Genomic DNA, 21,655 nt, shown 5'->3' with positions numbered 1-21,655 from the left:
CATGCAGTTTGCCTCATAGTCAGCAGCCCCGAATAAAGAAAGCAATTTAAATAATTCCGCCGACAACGGCGCCGCTATCGCCATGGCCCGCCGCGATGCTACTACGACGTCAGGTCGAAGGTCATCGAATGCCGCCCTTGGAAGTCTCGCGAAAGTCGAACCGCAAGCGCACCGCCGGCGCAAGCCTGTCGGGGGCCAATCTCGAGCGGGTCGGCGACCACAACCAGCGGGTCATCCTGCAGGCCATCCGGGTCAACGGCCCGATCACCCGCGTGACCCTGGCCCAGATCACCGGCCTGACGCCGCCGGCCGTGGCCAACATCACCAAGCGCCTGCTGGACGACGGCCTGATCGTGGAGGCCGGACGGGTCCAGGGCGCGCGCGGTCAGCCGGCCATGAACCTGACGATCAATCCGAACGGCTGCCTGTCGATCGGCGTCAACATCGACCGTGACCACATCACCGTGGTCATGCTGGACCTGCTGGGCGCGGTGCGGGCCCGAGCCAGCAAGGAAATCGAGTTTCCCCTGCCCGCCGACGTCGCCAAGTTCTGCAAGACCCAGATCCACAAGATGCTGGCCGCCTGGAAGGGCGAGCCGCCGCGCCTGTCGGGCATAGGCGTCGCCCTGCCCGACGACCTGGGCCGCGTCGACCTGCCGCACCGGCCGGAGAACTACGGCGTCTGGAGCACGGCCGACATCGGCAAGCTGATGGCCGACATCCTGCCCCTGCCGGTGTTCGTGGAGAACGACGCCGCCGCCGCCGCCCTGGGCGAGCTGCAGTTCGGCCACGGCCTGCGCCGCCCCAGCTTCTTCTACGTCCTGGTCTCGTCGGGCCTGGGCGGCGGCCTGGTGATCGAGGGCGACTATTTCCGTGGCGCCCAGGGGCGCAGCGGCGAGATCGGCTTCCTGCCGGTCAGCTCGCCCGAGACTCAGGCCCGCTCGCTGCAGGAGGTGGTGTCGCTGTCGGCGCTCTACGCCCATCTCGAGGCCGGGGGTATCCTGGTCGAGCGTCCCGACCAGCTGATCGACCTGCCGCCCGAGGGCGAGACCAGGGTCGAGGCGTGGATCGACCTGTCGGCCCGACTGCTGGTCCAGCCGTTCGTGGGGATCAGCTGCCTGGTCAATCCGGAAGCCATCTATGTCGGCGGCCGGCTGCCCACCGCCCTGCTCGATCGCCTGGTGGTGGCGGTCAACGCCCGGCTGGCCGAAATCGTCGACGTGCCGGCCCTGGCCCGCGTCGAGCGGGCCGCCACCTCGGCCGACGGCCCGGCGGTCGGAGCGGCCCTGCTGCCGTTCACGGCCCAGTTGCTGCCCTCCCGCGCCGCCCTGATGAAGACCGGCCAAGTCTGATCGTCCGATCACGGACTATATTGTCCGCTGAGCGGTGACCGGCTGGCCCTTCCGGTGCTGGGCGTCGAGCGTGACGATGGCGCGGTGGGCCGCGCGGATCGCCCCCTCCTGCCAGGCGCCGACATGGCTGAGATATTCGCCGGCGAAGTGGATCGGCCCGTCGGGCTGGCCCAGCAGGCGATAGTCCGGCTCGTCGTCGCTGGCCCAGCCCACCCCGATGCCCAGGGTGTGGGGCACGGCGGCCCACTGCACCTGCAAAGGCTTCTCCAGCAGCTGGCCGCAGCCGGGGTGCATGGCCTCGATGACCTTGCGGGTGTGCTCGATCTGCTCGGCGCGCGGCAGCTTGGCCAGCTGGGCGGCCGCCGGTCCGCCGGTATAGGCGCCCAGGATCACGCCGGTCTTGGTGTGCAGGCCGTAGCTGGGATACCAGACCATGTTGGTCGGGCCCTTCACGAACGAGAGGCCGCCATAGATCTGGTACTTGGGGCCCTCCCAGAATCGCGGGGCCTGCCAGGCGATCTTGATGCTGTCGCGATAGGGCGTACGGGCGATCGCCGCCCTGTAGGCCGGGCTGAAGTCGGCGTCGATCTTGGCCAGCACCGGCAACGGGATGGTCGAGATGCAGTAGTCGGCCTCGATCGTGGCGTCGACGCCGGCCGAAAGGTCGCGATAGGCGATCCTGACGCCTTTTCCCGTCTTGCGGATCTGGCGGACCTCGCATCGGCGCTTGATGATCTTGGGTCCGAGCGCCTTGGCGAAGGCGTGGGGGATGGCGTCCATCCCGCCCTTGGGCTGGAACATGGTGGCCTGCATGTCGATGGTCTCCTCGAACAGCACGCCGTTCCACAGGTCCTCGTCGAGCAGGGCCTTCAGACTGACCGGGTCGTAGGGCGTGGCGCGCTCGTCGCCGGCCCCCGGCTCGATCCTCAGCCCAGCCCGCTGCGAGCCCTTGTAGAAAAGGTCGGGGGACAGGTCGCCATAGGTCTTCAGGAAGGCGACCATCCGCTGCTTGTCGTCGGCCGTCAGCTCCGCGTCGAGGGCGCCGGTGTTGATCGCCTTGGCCAGCAGTTCGGAGACGTGGCCGCGGGTGTCGTTGATCGCCGTCCGCATCTTGATCGGCTTGCCGCCGTTGGCCTCGGGGTTCAGCAGCAGGGCGCTGCGGCTGGTGTTGACCTCGACCTCCAGCTCCACCCCCAGCTCGCGACAATAGCCCAAGACGATCTGGTGGTGGCTGGGCAGGCGCGCGGCGCCGGCGTTCATGTACTGGCCTTCGTCGAACTCGCAGACCTGGCGCGAGCCGTCGGTCATCTCGATCTTGTCGCCCCGCCGCACGGTCCAGACCCGGCCGCCGGTGCGGGCCCGGGCCTCGAGGATCGTGCAGTCGTAACCGGCCTTGCCCAGCTCCCAGGCCGCCGCCATGCCCGACACGCCTGCGCCGAGGATCACCACCTTGGCCCCCTTGCCGCCGCCGCCCTTGGCCAGGTCGGGCGGGGCGCCAGCGAAGGCCGTGGACGGCGCCAGCAGACCCAGGGCCTGCATGGCGGTAAAGGCGGCGCCGTAGCCGCCGGCCGCACCAACGGCGTGAATGAAGCTGCGACGGCTGACCGGCATGCGTGACCCCTCGTTTGCCTGTTGTTGCGGCTATGCGAGACGGCGACTTTCCACGGGTCAATCAAACACGACAGGGCCGCGCATTTGGGGACGCGGCGCCGCTGGAGCTTGCGGCCGGCGCCGCATTTCGCGGCGGCGGGCGCTTGTCCGTGCGCGCCCGTGCAAGGGCTGATGCGCGCACGGACAAGCGACTCGGGGATCTCAGACCGGCGGCGGATTGACCGCCTTGAAGCCGCCCTCGCGCCAATAGGGATAGTGCGGATAGGCCGGGGTCACGGCGCTGGCGGCGTCGAGACGCGCCACCTGCTCGGGCGTCAGCGCCCAGCCGACGGCGCCGAGGTTCTGGCGCAACTGCGCCTCGTTGCGGGCCCCGACGATCACGCTGGACACGGTGGGCCGGCACAGCAGCCAGTTGATGGCGATCTGCGGCAGGGTCTTGCCGGTCTCGGCGGCGACCGCGTCCAGGGCGTCGACCACCGCGTAGAGCCGCTCGTCATCGACCGGCGGGCCGAAGTCGGCGGTGTCGTGCAGGCGGCTGACCTCGGGCAGGGGCTGGTCGCGGCGAATCCTGCCGGTCAGCCTACCCCAGCCCAGCGGGCTCCAGACCATCGCCCCGACGCCTTGATCCAGGCCCAGCGGCATCAGCTCGTGCTCGTAGTCGCGGCCGACCAGCGAGTAGTAGGCCTGGTTGGCGGCGTAGCGCGGCCAGCCGTGCTTGTCGGCGACGGCCAGCGACTTCATCAGCTGCCAGCCCGAGAAGTTGGAGGCGCCGACATACAGCACCTTGCCGGCCCGCACGAGGTCGTCGAGGGCCAACAGCACCTCCTCCACCGGGGTGAAGGCGTCGAAGGCGTGCAGTTGCAGCAGGTCGACGCGGTCGGTGCGCAGGCGCTTGAGGGCCGCTTCGACGCCGCGCACCAGTCGCAGGCGCGAGGTCCCGCGATCCAGCGGCCCGTCGCCCATCGGCAGGCCCAGCTTGGTCGAGATCAGCGCCTGGTCGCGCACGCCCTGCAGGGCCGCGCCGAGGATCTCTTCCGAGGCGCCGTTGGAATAGACGTCGGCGGTGTCGAACAGGGTCACCCCGGCCTCGAGGCAGATCTCGATGAGCCGGCGGGCCTGGGCGGCGTCGGCGTCGCCCCAGGCGCTGAACAGCGGACCCTGGCCGCCGAAGGTGCCGGCGCCGAAGCTGAGGGCCGGGACACGCAGGCCCGATTTTCCGAGTTGGCGATATTCCATGGTCGGGGGGTCTTTGATCAGAGGGCGGCGACGCGCGGGGCGCGGCGTTCGAGCGAAAGGCTGAAGGCGGCCAGGGCCAGGGCCGACAGGGGCACGGCGGCGGCGACCAGCGGAACGGACGCCAGGCCCGGGCCATGGGCGATCACCGCCCCGCCCAGCCAGGCGCCGAACGCGTTGCCGAGGTTGAAGGCGGCGATGTTCAGGCTGGAGGCCAGGCCCTGCCCGACCCCGCCGGCCTGCGACAGCACCCGCATCTGCAGCGGCGCGACCGTGGCGAAGGCCGCCGCGCCCAGGCCGAAGGCGGCGACCACCGCCCCGATCCTGTCGTGGAAGCCGAACGCCGAGGCGACCAGCATCAGGGTCAAAATGGCCAGGCTTCCCAGCAGGGCCGGAGCCAGGGCTCTGTCGGCCCAGCGGCCGCCGACCAGGTTGCCGCCGACCAGGCCGGCCCCGAACACCAGCAGGATCGGCGAGACCGCCGCCTTCGAATAGCCGGCCAGCTCGGTCAGGATCGGCTGGATGTAGGTGAACACCGCGAACACGCCGCCGAAACCCAGCACGGTCATCGCCAGGCCCATCTGCACCTGCGGCCGGGCCAGGACGGCGAACTCCTCGCGCAGCGGGACGGGTTCGACGGCGTCCTTTTCGCGCGGGACCAGGACGGCCAGCACCGCGAAGGCGACCAGGCCGATCGCGCCGACGGCCCAGAAGGTCGAGCGCCAGCCGAAGGCCAGGCCCAGCCAGGAACCGAACGGCACGCCCAGCAGGGTGGCCAGGGTCAGGCCGGTGAACATGACGGCGATGGCCGAGGCCTTGCGCTGCGGCGGCACCAGGCTGACGGCGACCAGCGAACCGACGCCGAAGAAGGTGCCGTGGGCCAGGGCGGTGACGATCCGCGCGGCCATCAGCAGACCATAGGTCGGGGCCAGGGCCGCGGCGATGTTGCCGATCGTGAAGATCGCCATCAGCACCAGCAGGGTGGTCTTGCGCGGCAGGCGGCGGGTGGCGACCGTCAGGATCGGCGCGCCGACGAACACGCCCAGGGCGTAGCCGGTCATCAGCAGGCCGGCCCGCGGGATCGAGACGCCAAGGTCGGCCGAGACCTGCAGCAGCAGGCCCATGATCACGAACTCGGTGACGCCGATCCCGAAGGCGCCGACGGTCAGGGCGTAGAGGGCGAGGGGCACGGGCGGGACCTCCGGAAGGATTTCGAACCGTTGAGGTAGTCCCCGTCCGCCCCATGAATTAGACTGGCGCAAAGACATGCATCTGTGAGTTCAAGTCAAAGATGGCCAGGCTGGAGATCAACCGCTCGGGCGAGATGGAGGTGTTCGCCCGGGCCGTGGAGCTGGGCGGCTTCTCGCCGGCGGCGCGGGCGCTGAGGATGACCCCCTCGGCGGTCAGCAAGCTGGTCAGCCGGATGGAGGCGCGGCTGGGCGCGCGGCTGATCAACCGCTCGACCCGCAAGCTGACCCTGACAGCCGAGGGCGAACTGTTCCACGAACGGGCGTTGCGGGTCCTGGCCGACCTGGACGAGGCCGAAAGCGCGGTCGCCGCCAGCCAGGCGCCACGAGGCCGTGTACGGATCAATTCCAGCGTCCCGTTCGGCCTGCACCATCTGCTGCCGCTGGTCCCGCGGTTCTCGGCGCTCTATCCGAAGGTGATCCTCGACATCGTGCTCAGCGACACGGTCATCGACCTGATGGACGCCCGCACCGACCTGGCCATCCGGGTCGGTCCCCTGCGCGCCTCGCAACTGATCGCCCGCAAGCTGGGCGAAAGCCCGATGGCTGTGGTCGCCTCGCCGGCTTACCTGGCCCGCCACGGCGCCCCGGAGACGCCGCGCGACCTGGCCGCCCACAATTGCATCGGCTTCAACTTCACCCGCCATTGCGACAAGTGGCCGTTCGTCGATGGCGGCGAGCGGCTGTCCCTGCCAGTCCACGGCGACGCCACCTCGGGCGACGGCGAGACCTCGCGCCAGTTGGCCCTGGTCGGCCAGGGCCTGGCCCGGCTGGCCCACTACCACGTCGGCGGCGACATCGCGGCCGGCCGGCTGGTCCCGGTGCTGGAGACCTACAATCCCGGCGACGTCGAGGAGATCCACGCCGTCTATGTCGGCCACGGCGGCCATCTGCCCAGCCGCGTGCGGGCGCTGATCGACTTCCTGGTGGCGGAAGTGGACCTTCACGCGGCCGACGCGACCGCGATCTAAAGCGGCTTGTCCGGGAACGAGCAGGGCCTTGTCGTTGACGGCGTCCTGGTCGAAGGCCGCGAACCGCGAAAAGCCGACGCGCAGGGCGGCGGGCGACGTCCCCGCTCGCTTCTCGTCGGTCAGGCCAGGGCCTTCTTGTACAGCGCCAGCAGCTCGGCCCAGGCCTTCTCGGCGGCGGGCTCGTCATAGACCTGGCCGCCCTTGACGGTCCAACCGTGGGCCGCGCCGGCATAGACCTCGACCTTGGCCGGCCGCTTGGCGGCGGCGAAGGCGGCCTTCAGCTTGTCCTTCACGGTCGGGTCCTGCTTGTCGTCGTTGTCGGCGACGGCGATCAGGTAGTCGGCGTGGGTCCTGGGGATCAGCAGGTGCGGGCTGGTCGGCTGGTCGGTGACCAGGCCGGCGCCGTGGAAGGTGGCCACCGCCGCGATGCGGCCGGGGGCGCTGGCCGCCGTGCGGAAGGCCAGGGGACCGCCCATGCAATAGCCCTGGACGCCGACCTTCCTGCCCTTGTCGGTCTGGGGCTGGGCGTCGAGGAAGGCGACATAGGCCACCGCGTCGCGATCCGTGCCCTCGGGCGTCACCGTCGCGCGCAGCGGGGTCAGCTTGGCCCGGTCGTCGGGATTGGCGAAGTTGAACGTTCCCTCGATGACCGGCGCCTTCTTGGCCCGGTAATAGAGGTTGGGGACCAGCACCACGTAGCCGGCGGCGGCCAGCCGCCGGCCCATGTCGCGGAACACCGGCCGCAGGCTCATTACGTCGGGCCAGACCAGGACGGCCGGCCACTTGCCCTTGCGCTCGGGATAGAACAGGGCGGCGTCGGCCACGCCGTCGGGCGTCTTGATCTCGACGTCCTTCTCGACCACCGGGCTCTGGGCGCCGGCGGCGGTCGCGGCCAGCCCGCCCAGGGCGGCCGCGGCCAGGCCGAACGTCCGTCGCGACAGGCGGGGATCGTGGACCAGACCCGGGTGGATATCGTCGTCACACATGCGAGCAGTCTCCGTCAGACGGGCGCGGGCCCTTGTGGTCAGCCGCATTACCGCACCAGACCGGGGAATGTTTCAACGGCGAACCGCGCGGCTAGCCGGCGAACACCCTCCGTCCGCGTTCGACCTGAAGGCGGTGCGAACCGGCGAGGGCGGTGTCGCGAGCCTTGATCGTCCGCAGGAACAGCCACTCGCCGGTCAGGCGGTTGGGCGTCACCTCGATCATCATGTAGCCGCGCTGGCTGGTGTCGGCCCATTTCAGCTCGGGATTGGCGGCCATGAACCCCTGGGCGACCTGCTTGGGATCGACGCCGAAATCGCCCTCGGCGCCGCTGGAGGTGACGCTATGACCGGCGAACTCGACCCCGGCGGGCCGGCCGTCCTCGCACAGCGCATAGGCCCAGGCGTTGTGGCTGTCGCCCGACAGCATGACCAGGTCGGCGTCGGCGGCCTGGGCGGCCCGCAGCAGCCGCGAGCGCGCCGCCGGATAGCCGTCCCAGCGGTCCATCCACATCGGCAGGCCCAGCTTGGCGGCGCGGATGTTGTCGCGATAGCCGTTGACCTTGCGCTCGCTGACCTCCGGCCGCAGCCAGTCGAGCGCGTCTTGCGGCATCACCGTCCGTCCCAGGATCGTGCCCATGCCGACCATCTGCCAGGCCGTGGCCCGGGCGTTGGTCTTCAGCTGGTGGGCCAGCCAGCTCTCCTGGGTCGAGCCCAGCATGGTCGCCGACGGATCGCGCCAGGGGCCGTCGCGGAACGCCTTCAGCGCGGCGTCCGGATCTTCCGCCTTGAACGCCGCCCCGATGTCGGCCGGCCGGGTGCGGCCTAGGAGGCGCGATTCGGTGCGGTAGAGCGTGGCCAGCGTGCCGATCGGATAAGCCTTCCACGGTTCGTCCGAGACGGGCATCCACTCGCGATAGACCTGCATCGCCGCCGCGCGCCGGAGGTTCCAGTCGCCCTCGGTCGCCGGCTGGTGGTTCTGCGCGCCGCCCTCCCAGCTGTCGTTGGCCGACTCGTGGTCGTCCCAGAAGGCGACCATCGGCGCCATCTGGTGCAAGCGCTGGAGATCGGGATCGGCGCGATAGCAGGCGTAGCGCAGGCGGTAGTCGGCGACGGTCAGGATCTCGTTGGCCGGCTCCAACGACCGTCCAGCGGCCCAGTCGCCCTGGCGGATCGAGGCGGGCCCATACTCGTAGATGTAGTCGCCGGTATGCAGCCACAGGTCCAGGTCAGGCCGGGCGGCGGCGTGGCCATAGGCGTTGAAGAGGCCGACCGGCAGGTTCGAGCAGGAGAACACGCCCAGGCCGAAGCGGGCGACGTCGCCGACGGGAAGGGTCTTGGTGCGGCCGACCGGCGACTTGCTCCCATCGGGCGCCACGAACCGGTACCAGTGGACGGTTCCGGGTTTCAGCCCGTCGACAGTGACCTTGGCGGTCCAGTCGCGATAGGCGCCGGTGCGCACGACGCCCCCCGCGACGACCTTGGAGAAACCCGGATCGAGCGCCACCTCGACCTCCAGCCGGACCACGTCGTCGTTCGTCGCCGGCGCGTAGCGCGTCCATAGCAGCATGGAGTCGGGGCCCGGCTCGCCGCTGGCCACGCCGTGCGTGAAGCCCTTGGCGCCGACAAGCTCGGCGGCCAGCGCCCGGCCCGCGGGCAGCAGCAGCGCGCCCAGGCCGAGGCCGGCGCCCAGGACGACGCCGCGACGATCGATGTTCAGGACCATGACGGTCTCCACGATGGAATTTGGAAGGAAACGGCCGCGCGCGTCGCGCTCTTGGACGCGCGCGGCCAGCCGGATCCCGCGGCAGGGGGAGGCCGCGGGACGCCGGCGTTCGAGCCTAGAAGGAGCCCTTGACGCCGATGTTCCACATCGAGCCGTAGATGCTGTACTGCTGCACCCGGTCGCGGACGTTGGAGTAGATGACGTCGGGCGCGTTGAAGATGTTGCGGCCGGCCAGCATCACCTCGAAGTTCCTGTTGATCTTGTAGCTGGCGCTGACGTTCCAGAGCTCGCGGGCGGTGTGGTAGAGGATGCCATTGGTGGGGCTGTCGGGCTTGGCGCTAAGGGCGCTGGTGCGATATTTCCCCTGCGCATTGCCGCTCAGCTGGACATCGAACTTGCCGTAGCTGTAGCGAACGCCCCAGTTGCCCACGGTCTTGGGCATGTTCACCCGCACGCCGTCGGGGTCGATCTTGGTGATCGAGCCGCGCAGGCCTAGGCCACGCAGCGCGCCGGGCAGGAAGGTCAGCTGCTGGTCGTATTCCAGCGTCACGCCCCGGTTGATGCTGACGCCCGGCAGGTTCGTGGCGCTGCGGTATGTATAGCCCGGGTAGTCGTCGGGGCTGTAGCCGACATCCGTGGGATCCTTGTACTCGTAGCCGGTCACCTGCATGTCCTTCACCTCCAGCTGGTAGGCGGACAGGCCGATGATCCCCGACGGCTCCAGGAAGTACTGCAGGCCGGCGAAGTACTTCGTCGAATGCTCGGGCTTCAGCAGCGGGTTCGGCACGGTGACGGTCTGGTTCGTGTCGTTCACGACGGCGACGCCGCCGAGGTTGCCGTAGTCGGGACGCAGGATCGATTGGCTGAAGGCCAGTTGGCCGACCAGCTTCTTGGTGAAGTCGTACTTGGCCCCGCCGCTGAGGAACCAGTCGTCATACTCGCCGTGACGTGTGGTGTAGGTCCCGTTGCGGTATTGGTAGGTAAGACTGGCGACGGTCGCCGGCTTGGTCGTGTCGAAGCCGGCGGCCTTCATTTCGTCGGTCGTACGGACGTCGGCGACCCGGGCGTCGGTCTCGGTGTTTTCGTAACGTAGGCCGAGGTCGAATTGAGCCTTGCCGACGCGCGGCTGGACTTCGAAATAGGCGGCCTTGACCGTCTCCCCGACCTTCTTGTTGTTGTCGAGCTGGCGCTTCAGGTTGCCCGCGAGGTCGGGCAAGAAATAGTCGGGATGCTGCTTGTAGATGTCGTAGACGGCGTAGTTGCTGTCCGCGCGCCAATCCTGGGCGTTCAGATTGCCCGCATCGAAGCCCTGGATCTGAAAGTTGTAGTTCCGGGTCCACGGAATGACGGCCTCGGGGGCCATCTGGTTCTTGTCGTGCGTCGGACCGATGTACTCGAACTGCCGGTACGAGCCCTCGTCGGTCTTCCAGACGTTGGTCCGATAGGTCGCGCCCGCCAGGAATTTGAGCTGGACGGGACCGAGGTCCAGCTTCTTCTTCAGGTCCAGGTTGAGGCCGTACATCTGGTTCTGGGCGTCGGACTCGGACGTGCGGATATTATAGCCGATGTCGCTGTCGCGGTTGAAGCTGGTGGGATCGCTCCAGGAGCGGCCGGCGGTCTGCTGCAGGGTCCATTCGTTGGAGTCCTGCGACGCGCGGTCCAGCGTGAAGCCGATCTTGGTCAGATAACTGTCCGTACGCTGAAAGAATCCCTTGGAGTTGTCCCGGAAGTTGAACTCCGAGCTGGAATAGCTGCCGCGCAGCAGGGCCTCCCAGGTATCGCCGCGATATTCCAGCTTCGGCGCGAACAGCCACGACGGGGTGCCGGCGTAGCGGTGCGAGTACTGGGTGTGCAGGCGGGTGTTGGTCCCGTTCGGATTGACGACGATGTGGGTGGGCGTGGAGTCGGCCGTCGCCTGGGTCACCGCGTTCGTGCCGAAGATCAGGTAGGTGTACTGATTGAAGTACTCGACATCGTAGAACGAATAGGTGCTGCGCAGGGACAGGGCCAGCTTGTCGGTGATCTTGTAATCGACGCTGAGGTTGGCGGCCTTGCGGTGGGTCAGCTTCGGACCCGGGCGCCACATGACCTGGTAAGGCAAGATCCGGCCGCTGGTGGGATAGGACCAGTCGGTCTGGATGCGGTCCTGCTCGACGAAGTTGGCGTTGTAGCTGGCGTTGAAGGCGACCCCCAGGCGGCCGTCCAGGAAGACGTCGGCATAGCCCAGCTGGGCCGAGGGAAAGATCGAGGCGTGCTTCCGGTCGTCCGGCAGGTACTTGCGCGACAGGCCGGAGTCCGAGGTGGCGACGCCGCCCAACTGAAAGCGCAGCAGGCGGCCGTTGCGCTGGAAGGCGTACTTGCTGCGCAGGTTGATGGCGCCGCCGGGCGAGTCGGCGTCCATGCTGGCCTGCAGCGTGTTGTTCAGCTCGATGGAGTCGACGCCGGTGATCGACATCTGCTCGAACGAGTTCTGGCGGCCGTTGTTGTTGTTGGACGTCGCCGTCGCCATCCTGGCGCCGTCGGTGGTGAAGGTCGAGTATTTCGGGTCCAGGCCGCCAATGCGCACGGCGGTGGCGTCCACCTCGGTGTAGTCGAGCGAGATGCCCGGCATGTTCTTCATGAACTCGCCGACGTCGCCCATGGTCAGGGCGCCGAAGTTGTCGGCGGCGACGACGGTCTTGGCGTTGGTCGAGGCGCGGCGCTCCATGATGGCGCTGGCCTGGCCCTCGCGCCGGGCGACGATCGTGATCGCCTCCACCTCGCCGTCCTGGGCGGCGTAGGACAGCGGGTTCAGCGCCACGTCCAGGGTCGCCGCCTGGCCCGGCGCGACGGTGACCACCGCCCGGCCCTCCCGCAGGCCGGTATATTTGACCACGACCGTGACCTCGCCGGCCGGCACGCCGGTCAGGCGAAAGTCGCCGCCGTCCTCGGAGAAGGCGGCGATCGTCGTGCCCTCGACGCGGATCTCGGCGTTGCGCACATATTCGCCGGTGGCGGTGTTGAGGACCCGGCCGCGCACCACGCCGGCGCCGCTCTGGGCCAGGGCCGGGCCGCCGTTCGACGCCCCCGGGCCGGCGGCGCGCAGGGTGATGACCTGGCCGTCGTCGGAATCGATCCGCAGCGGGGTGCCGGCGATCAGCTGGCGCAGGGCGGCGCGGACATCCATCCGGCCCTTGACGGCCGGCGTCCAGACGCCCTCGAGGTTGCGGGCCGGCGCCACGATCTGCACCTGCCCCTGGCGCGCCAGTTCTGGAATGGCGCGCACCGCGGGCTGGGCGGGGATGTCGAAGATCCGGTCCTGCGCGAGAGCCGGCACGGCGGTCGCCAGCGCGATCACGGCGGCGCCGCAGGCGAGGACGGAATAGCGGGAATTCATTGGCAGGCAGCCCCCAATCGCCGCGTGGGTCGCGACGTTCGCGGTTGAGAGCCGTCAGCGGGGGGCTTCCGCTATCGTGTAACAAAAACTTCTTGGTGCGGCGGTCAGGGCGCCCCCGCGCCGCGGGGCGCGCCGCGGGTCAGGACGACCCTATCGCCGTCCTGTTCGACCCGCGCCTGGAACACGCGGGCGATGGCGCGGCTGAAGCCGGCGGGATCGTTGGCGGCGAACAGGCCGGTCACCGGCTCGCGCGCCAGGGCCGGATCGCGGATCTGGATCCGGGTGTCGCTGTAGCGGGCGAAGGCCGTCGCCGCCTGGCCCAGGGTCTCGCCCTCGAACGCCAGCTTGCCGTCGCGCCAGGCCAGGTCGCGGGTGACCGCCTCGGGCCCGACCGGCTGCGGCTCGGCGGAGCCGGACAGGACCAGCCGCGTATTGGATTTGAGCGCCACGCTGCTGGCGAAGGGGATCGCGACGTCGACCTGACCCTGGTTCACCAGGACGTCGACGGGATCCGCCTCGAGCTTGCGGACCCGAAACCCGGCCTGGGCCGTGCTCAGGCGACGGCCGTCCACTTCGACGACGAACGGCCGCGCCTCGTCGCGGGCCACGGCGAAATAGGCCTCGCCCTTGAGCAGGGTGACCCGGCGCTCGCCCCGGCTGTAGCGCACCCGGATCCGGGTCTCGGTGTTCAGCAGCACCGTCGAGCCGTCCTTGAGCGGGGCCAGGCGGATCTCGCCCCGCGCGGTGCTGATGACGGCGCCCGCCGCGGACACGCCGACGCCCAACGCCGCCACGGCGGCGGCGGCGGCCACGCCGCCCGTCCAGGTCAGCGCCTCGCGGCGGGACAGGCCGGCCGACCGCGACCGCCCGGGCGCCTCGAACGCGATGGGATCGAAGCCAGGCCCCAGCGCCTGGGCGGACTCGCTCATCAGCGACACGGCCCGGGCGCGCAGCAAGGCGCCCCGACGTCGGGGATCGCCGCGCAGCCAGGCCTGGAAGGCGTCGTCCCCGTCGGGAGTCAGCGGCCCACGATCCAGCCGCGCCGTCCAGTCGGACGCCGCCCGGTCAATGTCTCGACTGGTTTCTCGTTCGGCCATCTATCGAGGCGATCTCCGCTTCCAAAGTCCTAGAGGTTTGGGACCGCCTGTTTCCGCCACGGCCGAACCAATCAATCAAGAAGAGGACGCCTCGGGAAATATGGGTCTCGACCGTATTTTCCGAGATGCGCATGCGCGCGGCGATTTCGCGCTGCGACATGTCCCGAACACGGCGCAGGACAAAGGCCTCGCGGGTCTTGCGCGGCATGGCCGCGATCGCATGGGCCAATTGGCGCAACTCGTCCCGGTCAATCGTATGTTGCTCGGGCGAGGCGGCGTTCTCGGGCTGCTCCAGCCGTTCCAAGTCATCGACGGTGTGGATGGGCACGATTCGCGCCCGGCGGACGTGGCGCATGATCACCGAGCGCGCGACCTGGAACAGATAGGCGCGCGGATGACGAATGGCGTCCACGGTCTCCAGTTCGGCCAGGATCGTGTAGGACTCCTGGATCACGTCGTCGGGATCGACGCCCGCCGGCGCCACCCGCGAAAGCCACCCCCTGAGCGCCGCTTCGTGCGGCAGGATGGTCCGCAGGAACCATCGTGTTCTTTCCCGGTCGGCGGCGCTCATCCGTTATCCGCTGGCTGGAGATTGAGTCGCCGACCAGCGGCCCGCGTTGAACCCGCGGGACCGGTGCGTCGGCCAGCCTCCTGCCTAGGGGCCGATTGTGACATTCGAGCCTTGCCGCACGCGGCTGGAGCGCCGCGGCTAGATATTAACCTGTGGTTGCGCCTCCGGACCTCGTCCCGCTTGGCTGCTTGCCCGTTCGCCAGACTCGATCTCCGGGGAGCGACGTCGAGCGCCGGGCGTGGGCCAATGCGTCGAAGACCGAGCCTGGCGGGGAAACCCGCTTCCTGTCGCTCCACGGCCTCCGCGCCTCTCGACAGCGGCGCCCGCGGCCAAATCAGCCTTCGCTTCAGGAGACGATCGAAACACTCAAGCTCAGCGATTGGCTCGCTGTGAGGTCAGGACCCGTAGTTTTGTGTTGCCCTTGACGACGTAGGACATGCACGGCGCGCTTGTGCGCGCTATACCGAAAGCCGTGCCGTCGTCACCGTGCGGTCGAGGAGATGCTGTTTATGCCTGATGGCTCGGTCAAGGTCTTGCGCGATACGTCCGAACGCCGCCGCGAGATCACGGCCATGCTCCGGTCCCGCGGCAGCGTGCAGGTCACCCCGCTGTCCGAACAGTTCGGCGTGTCGATGCAGACCATCCGCAAGGACCTGCACTATCTGGAGGAACACGGCGTGGCCACGCGCGCCTATGGCGGCGCCATCTCCTCCGAGGTGGTCAACGCCGGCGCCGAGCCGGCGATCGAGACCAAGCGGGTCAGCCACACCGAGGAGAAGGAACGGATCGGCAGGCTGGCCGCCGGCATGGTCAAGGCCGGCGACTCCATCATGCTCGATTCCGGCACCACGACCCTGCAGATCGCGCGGTTCCTGCCGGACGAGGAAGACATCACCGTCGTCACCAACGATTTCGATGTCCTGGGCGTCCTCAACCAGAAGCGAAAGATCAAGATCGTCATGCTGGGCGGCGAGCTGCGCCGCCGGAACATGGCCTTCTACGGCGCGCAGACCGTGGCGGCGCTGGACGACCTGCTGCTGGACAAGCTGTTCCTGGGCGTGGACGGCTTCGACGTCGAACGCGGCATCACCACGCATCACGAACCCGAGGCGCAGCTGAACCGCAAGATGGTCGAGACGGCGCGCGAGGTCATCGCGGTCACCGACGCCTCCAAGTTCGGCAAGGTCTGCCTGCACCGGATCATCGATGTCGGCGACCTCGACAGCCTGATCACCGACGCCGGCGCGCCGGACTATATCGACCAGGCGGCGGAGCGCCTGGGGATCAGCCTCTACAAGGCCTGACGCCGTCAGCGGCGCAGGGCCGTATCCCCCCAGGCGACGACCAGCGGCAGGTCGCTGGCCTGGGTCTCAGATCGGGCGACGATCTCGACCAGGCGCACGCCCTTGATGTCGGCGGCCAGCAGGCGGGGCGCCTGGCCCAGGCCCATGGGCGGGGTCTGGGCCAGCAGCTTGCCGTCGCCATAGACCGCGAAGCGCACCTTGTCCCTGGTGTTGCGCGTGGAATCGTCCACCCCGACCTTCGCTTCGAAGCGCGTGTTCCCGGCGTTTCGAATCTCGATGCGCGAGTTGGCCAGCACCCCGATGCCGGTGTCGAAACCCTGGCCGCCGATCCTCAGCGCCTGGTCGTAGGGCGTCGCATCGGCCTGGGCGCCGCCCCAGCCGGCATAAACCGGGCGCTCGCCCGACCCGCGGGTCTCGCCCCAGGCGTTGCGCATGCGGTGGACCACCGGATCGGGCTCGGGCGCGACCACCCCGTCGACCGCCACGTTCACCTCGCCCGGAATTTCCGACAGATAGACGCCGTCGCGCAGCTGCCGCGTCCCCGTGGCCTCGAAGATCAGGGTCTGGCGCGGTTCCAGCGTGAAGCGGGTCTCGCCGGTGAAGGGCGGCGGGGTGGTCTTGTCCCAAAGGTTCTTCAGTTGGACCGGCGCATCGACGGCGAACTTCAGCTGCGCGGCCGTCAGGGTCACGTCGGTCTTGCCCAGGCCCCGGTTGAACAGGGCGACGGCCTTGCGGCCGCCAGCCAGGGTCTTGACGATGATCTGCACGTCGTCGGAGGCGTAAGCGATCACGCCCTGGTGGCCGCCGGGATCCTGGTTGAGCCGCACGATGTCGGCGTTGCCCCAGATGTCCATCAGGCTCGGCGGCGCCTGGCGCAGGTCGTAGCTGATCAGCAGCGGCGCGTTGATCATGGCCCACAGCACAAAGTGCGAACGCGCCTCGGTCAGGTGGTTCTGATCGAACTCGCCGTGGCCGATGAACAGGATGTCCGGATCGTTCCAGGCGCCGGGCTTGGCGTAGAGCGCACGGGTCGAAGCGCTGTCGAAATTGTGCAGCATGCGGGTCCAGGTCGGGGTGATGTCGCCGCTGGTGCGCCACAGGTGACCGACGTCCTTGCCCCAGGATCGGACGTCGGCCGAGCCCCAGTTGCAAATGGCCAGGACGTAGTCGCCGTCCGGATTGTGGGTCTTCAGCGCCTGGGCCACTTCGGCGTAGCGGGCCCGCACGGCCGGCACGTCGGTGCGGTTGATCGACGCCTGGTCGATCAACGGCGGCACGGCCCTGTAGCCGTGCTCGCGGACGATGTGGGTCCCGGGGCCGTAGACATTGATGCCGCAGGCGTCGACCTTGATGTAGTCGAAGCCCCACTCCGTGAAATAGAGGGCGATGTCCTGGTCGACATGGCCCTGGAGCCCGACCTCGCGTTCGGCCGTCGTGCCTTCGGGCAGGTTGGGCGAGTGCAGGTCATAGGCCTGCGAGCAGGCGTTGCGGCCGATGTCGGTATAGATGCCGGCCTTCAGGCCCATCCTGTGCAGGGCGTCCGTGTAGGGCCGGAAGCTGGTGTCCCCGCCCTTGACCTTGGCCGACGGGAAGATCGCCGTGCGGATCTCCAGGCGCCCTTCCGATTGCCGGCGCTTGAGCCACCAGCCGTCGTCGATATTCACGTAGGTGTAGCCCAGCTTGGCCAGGCCGCTGTCGACCAGGACCTTGGCCGCGCCCACGACCTTGGCCTCGTCGACCTCGGTGCGGAAGGCGTTCCACGAGTTCCAGCCCATCGGCGGGGTGCGGGCCTGGGCGCGCTCGGGGATGGACCATCGGCCCGTCGCCGCCAGAGGGTCAGTCCCGGGGGCGCCCTGGGCCAAGGCCGGCGTGGAGAAGGCCACGAAGCCGGAGAGCGCGGCCGAGGCCAGCAGGGAACGGACGGTCATGGAGCCCTTCTCGATCAGTGGCCGCGCCTGGCGAAGAACTCGCGCCGGGCGTTGCTGTAATAGATCTTGTCGATCACCGACTTGGGAAGGGCTAGGCCCCGCGCATCGGCGTCGATATCGTCGACGCGCTGGGTCTCGCCGGTCGCCAGATAGGTCCAGTCCGACAGCCAGTAGTCGTGCGCGATCTTCCTGAACCCCTGGGCGTCATCGCCGGGATTGAGGGTCAGGTCGGTGCCGTAGAGGATGCGGTCCTGGTACTTGACGAAGAAGGCCCGCACTTTCGCGTAGTCGCGCACCGACTGGTACTGGATCTGCGCCATGCGGGCGGCCAGTTCGATCACCGCGTTCGGATGCGCGTCCAGGAACTTGGCCGCCTCGTCGGTGCTCCATTCCAGGCTGGCCATGTGCGCGCCGACGAAGGCGAGCTTGGGGTGGTTGGCGACCATGGCGTCGCGCCGGGCCATCAGGGTTTCGTAGCGCGGCATCTCCGGGTGGAGATACATGTGATATTCCGGATGCTCGCTAAAATAGGTCCTGTCGTTCTTGGTGGTCATCTGCTCGATCGGCAGCCAGCAGTTGTACGGCTCGCCCTGGTGCGCGATCAGCGGAACGCCCTTCGCCGCCAGGTGATCGAAGACCGGATCGAAGCCCTTGTCGTCGATGAAGATGAGCCGGCCGGCCGTGTCGCGCTCGACCATGCCGACATTCTTCCAGACCTTGACCGCCAGCGCCCCCTGTTCGAATTCGGAGTCGAGATAGGCGTTGGTCCTGTCCGCCCAGCCGTCCGTCCCGAAGCCCTTCATCGAGAAGGTGGCGGCGTAGTGGAAGCGCTTCGGATCGACCTTGGAGAAGTGGTGGGCCGCGTCGGACTGAAGGGCGATCGACGGGAAGGCCGGATAGTCGACATTGATCGACAGGACCTCGAAGTTGTCGGCCGCCGCCTGGTCGAGGAAGGCCGGGTCCTTGACGTTGATATGGACGTGGGCGTCGAACTTCCGCACCCGGGCGAAATCCGCGACGCTGTAGGTCCCGGCGTCCGGGGCGGCCTGGGCCGAAAGCGGCGCGCAGGCTAGCAGCGCCAGGGGCGCGGCCAGGGTGAGCAGCAAGCGCCGGCAAAGTCTCATGGCCGTTCCCTCCAGAAGCGCATCATAAACAACGAAATCGAAACTTAATCTTTCGGTTTCGTCCCTTTTTGTTTGCCTTTTAAAAACGACCTATGCAAGATCGTTTTTGTAGGCACGGAGAGGCTGCGCGTGATCACCAAACCGCTTGTGAACAGGCGCGGCCTGCTGGCCCTTTTCGGCGGGAGCGTGCTGGCCACGGGCGCGCTCGGCGCGAGCCGGGCCTGGGCGGCGGCGGTGGCGCGAGCGGGCGACTCGGTTCTGACCCTGGAGTTCGACGCCGCCCTGAATAGCCGCCTGATCTCGAGCCTGGCCGGCCAGGCCGGACCCCTGACCGATTTCGCGCCGTCCGAAACGGTGACGCTCAAGGGCGGCCGCGTGATCGACCGCTTCCTGTTCGCCGAACACCGCCAGGCGCCCGTCAGCGACATCCACGGCCCCGGCGTCCGCCACCTCGTGCGCGGCGTTTCGGCCGAGGGGCTGGAGAAGACCGTCAGCCTGACCTTCTACGCGCGCTATCCCGGCTTTCCGCTGATGACGGTCAGCTGGCGGGCCACGGGCGGCCAGCCGCTCGACGTCGAACGCTACCGGATCGGCGCGCACACCCTGAAGTCGTCGGGCGCGGGCTTCTGGTCCTGGTCGGGCTCGACCCACGCCGACCGCCGCGACTGGGTGCAGCCGGTGAAGGACGGCTTCGAGCAGGCCAACTTCATGGGCATGAACGCCTCCGACTACGGATCGGGCACGCCGGTCGCCGACGTCTGGCGGCCGGACGCCGGCCTCGCCGTCGGCCATGTCGAGCGGACGCCGAAGCTGGTCTCGCTGCCGATCGTCGCCTCGTCGGCCGGCGCGTCGGTGGCGCTGGAGGAAGAGCGGGCGGTGACCCTGAAGCCCGGCGACACCCTGGTCTCGCTGGACGCCTTCGTCGCCGTCCATCAGCGCGATTACTACGCTACGCTCGACGCCTACCGCCGGGTGATGGCCGACCGCGGCCTGGCCGCGCCCAAGGCCCCCGAAGGCGCCTACGAGCCGATCTGGTGCGCCTGGGGCTATGATCGCGACTTCAACGTCGCCGAGATCGAGGGCACGTTCGGCAAGGTCAGGGACCTGGGCTTCAAGTGGGCCGTCCTCGACGACGGCTGGCAGACCAACGAGGGCGACTGGGCGCTGGATCCGCGCAAGTTCCGCACCGAGGCGGACATGGTCGCCTTCGTCAGGACGATCCGCGCGGCCGGCCTCAAGCCCAAGCTGTGGCTGGCGCCCCTGGCCGTCGACCCGGGCTCGGACCTGCTGCACGACCACACCGATATGCTGCTGCTCGACGCCGACGGCGCGGTGCAGAACGTGACCTGGTGGAACGCCTTCTATCTCTGCCCGGCCTACCCGCCGACGCGGGACTATACCCGCAAGCTGGTGCGGAAGATCATCGGCGAGTGGGGCTATGAAGGCCTGAAGCTGGACGGCCAGCACATGAACGGCGTCGCGCCCTGCTACAATCCGGCCCACAACCATGCGCGTCCCGAGGAGTCCGTCGAAAGGCTCCAGGACTTCTGGAAGCTGGTCTACGACACCGCGCGCGAGGCCAACCCCAACGCCGTCGTCGAGTTCTGCCCGTGCGGCACGTCCTACGCGTTCCATAACCTGCCCTACACCAACCAGGTCCCGGCCTCGGACCCCTTGTCATCCTGGCAGGTGCGCCTGAAGGGCAAGTCGCTGAAGGCGCTGATGGGCGGTGACGCGGCCTATGCCGGCGACCATGTCGAACTGAGCGACGGCGGAAATGACTTCGCCTCGAGCGTCGGCATCGGCGCGGTGATCTCGACCAAGTTCACCTGGCCCAACGAGGGCCGAGGCAAGGACGCCAATTTCCGCCTGACGCCCGAACGCGAGGCGGTGTGGCGCAGGTGGGCCGACCTCTACAGCGTCAAGATGCTGCCCAAGGGCCAGTACCGGGGCGAGCTCTACGACATCGGCTTCGACAAGCCCGAGGCCCATGCGATCGAGAAGGACGGCCGGCTCTACTACGCCTTCTACGCCCCGCGATGGGACGGACAGGTCGAGCTGCGCGGCCTGGGCGAGGGCGCCTACCGCCTGACCGACTACTACAACGACCGGGACCTGGGGTCCGTGACCGCCAAGACCGCCCGTATCCCGGCGAAGTTCGAAAAGTTCCTGCTGATCGAGGCCGTTCCGGCGAAAGGCGGCCGCGCATGACCGACGCTCCCGTCGCCGTGGGCGCCGAGCCCGCCGTCGCGCCCCGGCGCTGGCTGTCCTTTGCGTTCCTGACCGTCGTCCTGTGGGGCGTGTGGGGCGCGTTCGCCAGCGTTTCGGCCCAGCGCGGCTTTCCCGAAACGCTGGTCTATTGCGTCTGGGCCGTCACCATGACCGTGCCGGCGGTGATCGTCATGCAGCGGGAGAAATGGAAGCTGGACCGCGATCCGAAGTCGATCTTCTACGGCCTTCTGATCGGCCTGACCGGGGCCGGCGGCCAGATGATCCTGTTCTACGCCGTCTCCAAGGGGCCGGCCTATCTGATCTTCCCGATCATCTCGCTGTCGCCACTCGTCACCATTCTGATGTCCTTCGTCCTGCTCAAGGAGCGCACGACCAAGCTCGGGGCGCTGGGGGTGGTGCTGGCGCTGGCCGCCCTGCCCCTGTTCGACTTCTCGCCGCAGGGCTTTTCGTTCGCGCAGGGCTCGACCTGGTTTCCGCTGGCCCTGGTCATCATGCTCTGCTGGGGCGTGCAGGCCTATTTCATGAAGCTGGCCAATGCGCGCATGAGCGCCGAGAGCATCTTCTTCTACATGATGCTCAGCGGCCTGCTGATGGCGCCGGCGGCCCTGGCGATGACCGACTTTTCCAGGCCGATCAATTGGGGCTGGGACGGACCGTGGCTGGCGGCGGGCATCCAGGTGCTCAACGCCATCGGCGCCTTGGCCCTGGTCTACGCCTTCCGATACGGCAAGGCGATCGTCGTCGCCCCGCTCACCAACGCCGGCGGGCCGCTGGTGACGGCGGTGATCTCGCTGCTCGTCGCCGGGGTCGTGCCCGGCGAGCTCAAGATGATCGGCCTGGCTCTGGCCGTCATAGCCTCGGCGCTGCTGGCCCTCTCCTAGGGCGCGCCTCACCTCCCTC

Annotated in this window: 15 protein-coding genes; 5 read left to right on the top strand and 10 right to left on the bottom strand. The window is 68.6% G+C overall.

The features are described 5' to 3' along the window. The first annotated feature begins 128 nt into the window (after positions 1-128). On the top strand, positions 129-1,352 hold the full coding sequence (locus ACSQ2G_RS09230; RefSeq protein WP_436030185.1) for an ROK family transcriptional regulator: 1,224 nt from the start codon (positions 129-131) through the stop codon (positions 1,350-1,352). Positions 1,353-1,367: 15 nt separating this feature from the next. Here the strand turns inward: ACSQ2G_RS09230 and ACSQ2G_RS09225 are convergent, their stop codons facing one another. The 3 genes from ACSQ2G_RS09225 to ACSQ2G_RS09215 form a co-directional block, all read right to left on the bottom strand. Then, positions 1,368-2,963 (bottom strand): flavin monoamine oxidase family protein, encoded by a 1,596-nt coding sequence (locus ACSQ2G_RS09225; protein WP_436030183.1) that lies wholly within the window; start codon positions 2,961-2,963, stop codon positions 1,368-1,370. 201 nt (positions 2,964-3,164) lie between these two features. Next, positions 3,165-4,199 carry an aldo/keto reductase gene (locus tag ACSQ2G_RS09220; protein ID WP_436030182.1) on the bottom strand — a complete coding sequence of 345 codons (1,035 nt, stop codon included), beginning with the start codon at positions 4,197-4,199 and terminating at the stop codon, positions 3,165-3,167. Between the two features lie 17 nt (positions 4,200-4,216). Next, complete coding sequence (locus ACSQ2G_RS09215; RefSeq protein ID WP_436030180.1) at positions 4,217-5,386, bottom strand: MFS transporter; 1,170 nt, start codon at positions 5,384-5,386, stop codon at positions 4,217-4,219. Between the two features lie 101 nt (positions 5,387-5,487). On the opposite strand from ACSQ2G_RS09215, the gene ACSQ2G_RS09210 reads away from it, so the two are divergent. Further along, positions 5,488-6,414: a LysR family transcriptional regulator gene (locus ACSQ2G_RS09210; protein WP_436030178.1), complete on the top strand. Its 927-nt coding sequence runs from the start codon at positions 5,488-5,490 to the stop codon at positions 6,412-6,414. 119 nt (positions 6,415-6,533) lie between these two features. On the opposite strand, the gene ACSQ2G_RS09205 is transcribed toward ACSQ2G_RS09210, so the two are convergent. From ACSQ2G_RS09205 to ACSQ2G_RS09185, 5 genes are all read right to left on the bottom strand, one after another. After that, a complete protein-coding gene (locus tag ACSQ2G_RS09205) occupies positions 6,534-7,400 on the bottom strand; it encodes a dienelactone hydrolase family protein (RefSeq protein WP_436030176.1) in 867 nt (288 codons plus the stop codon). 91 nt (positions 7,401-7,491) lie between these two features. Further along, positions 7,492-9,123, bottom strand: coding sequence for an alkaline phosphatase D family protein (locus ACSQ2G_RS09200; RefSeq protein ID WP_436030174.1), 1,632 nt, complete (start codon positions 9,121-9,123; stop codon positions 7,492-7,494). A 115-nt stretch (positions 9,124-9,238) separates the two neighbouring features. Continuing rightward, positions 9,239-12,499, bottom strand: a complete 3,261-nt coding sequence (locus tag ACSQ2G_RS09195; protein WP_436030172.1) for a TonB-dependent receptor domain-containing protein — start codon at positions 12,497-12,499, stop codon at positions 9,239-9,241. A gap of 104 nt (positions 12,500-12,603) precedes the next feature. Then, entirely contained in the window at positions 12,604-13,596 is a 993-nt protein-coding gene (locus ACSQ2G_RS09190) for a FecR family protein (protein WP_436030170.1), read from the bottom strand. After that, the gene (locus ACSQ2G_RS09185; RefSeq protein WP_436030168.1) at positions 13,565-14,167 is read right to left on the bottom strand and encodes an RNA polymerase sigma factor; all 603 of its coding nucleotides are present in this window, start codon (positions 14,165-14,167) and stop codon (positions 13,565-13,567) included. Before ACSQ2G_RS09185 ends, ACSQ2G_RS09190 begins: the two co-directional genes overlap by 32 nt. A gap of 500 nt (positions 14,168-14,667) precedes the next feature. Between ACSQ2G_RS09185 and agaR the strand changes: the two genes are divergently transcribed. Beyond that, positions 14,668-15,471 (top strand): transcriptional repressor AgaR, encoded by an 804-nt coding sequence (gene agaR, locus ACSQ2G_RS09180; protein WP_436030166.1) that lies wholly within the window; start codon positions 14,668-14,670, stop codon positions 15,469-15,471. A 5-nt stretch (positions 15,472-15,476) separates the two neighbouring features. Here agaR and ACSQ2G_RS09175 read toward each other — a convergent pair whose 3' ends face one another. Together ACSQ2G_RS09175 and ACSQ2G_RS09170 are read right to left on the bottom strand one after the other, a co-directional pair. Then, positions 15,477-17,399 carry an NPCBM/NEW2 domain-containing protein gene (locus tag ACSQ2G_RS09175; protein ID WP_436030165.1) on the bottom strand — a complete coding sequence of 641 codons (1,923 nt, stop codon included), beginning with the start codon at positions 17,397-17,399 and terminating at the stop codon, positions 15,477-15,479. Between the two features lie 14 nt (positions 17,400-17,413). Beyond that, positions 17,414-18,523: an amidohydrolase family protein gene (locus ACSQ2G_RS09170; protein WP_436030163.1), complete on the bottom strand. Its 1,110-nt coding sequence runs from the start codon at positions 18,521-18,523 to the stop codon at positions 17,414-17,416. 129 nt (positions 18,524-18,652) lie between these two features. On the opposite strand from ACSQ2G_RS09170, the gene ACSQ2G_RS09165 reads away from it, so the two are divergent. Further along, positions 18,653-20,734: a glycoside hydrolase family 36 protein gene (locus tag ACSQ2G_RS09165; protein ID WP_436030161.1), complete on the top strand. Its 2,082-nt coding sequence runs from the start codon at positions 18,653-18,655 to the stop codon at positions 20,732-20,734. Beyond that, the gene (locus ACSQ2G_RS09160; protein WP_436030160.1) at positions 20,731-21,636 is read left to right on the top strand and encodes an EamA family transporter; all 906 of its coding nucleotides are present in this window, start codon (positions 20,731-20,733) and stop codon (positions 21,634-21,636) included. Before ACSQ2G_RS09165 ends, ACSQ2G_RS09160 begins: the two co-directional genes overlap by 4 nt. Positions 21,637-21,655: the final 19 nt, after the last annotated feature.

This window comes from Caulobacter sp. LjRoot300 (assembly GCF_964253875.1).
In the GTDB taxonomy this organism is placed as follows: Bacteria; Pseudomonadota; Alphaproteobacteria; order Caulobacterales; family Caulobacteraceae; genus Caulobacter.
This window is presented reverse-complemented; position numbering and strand designations above follow the sequence as displayed.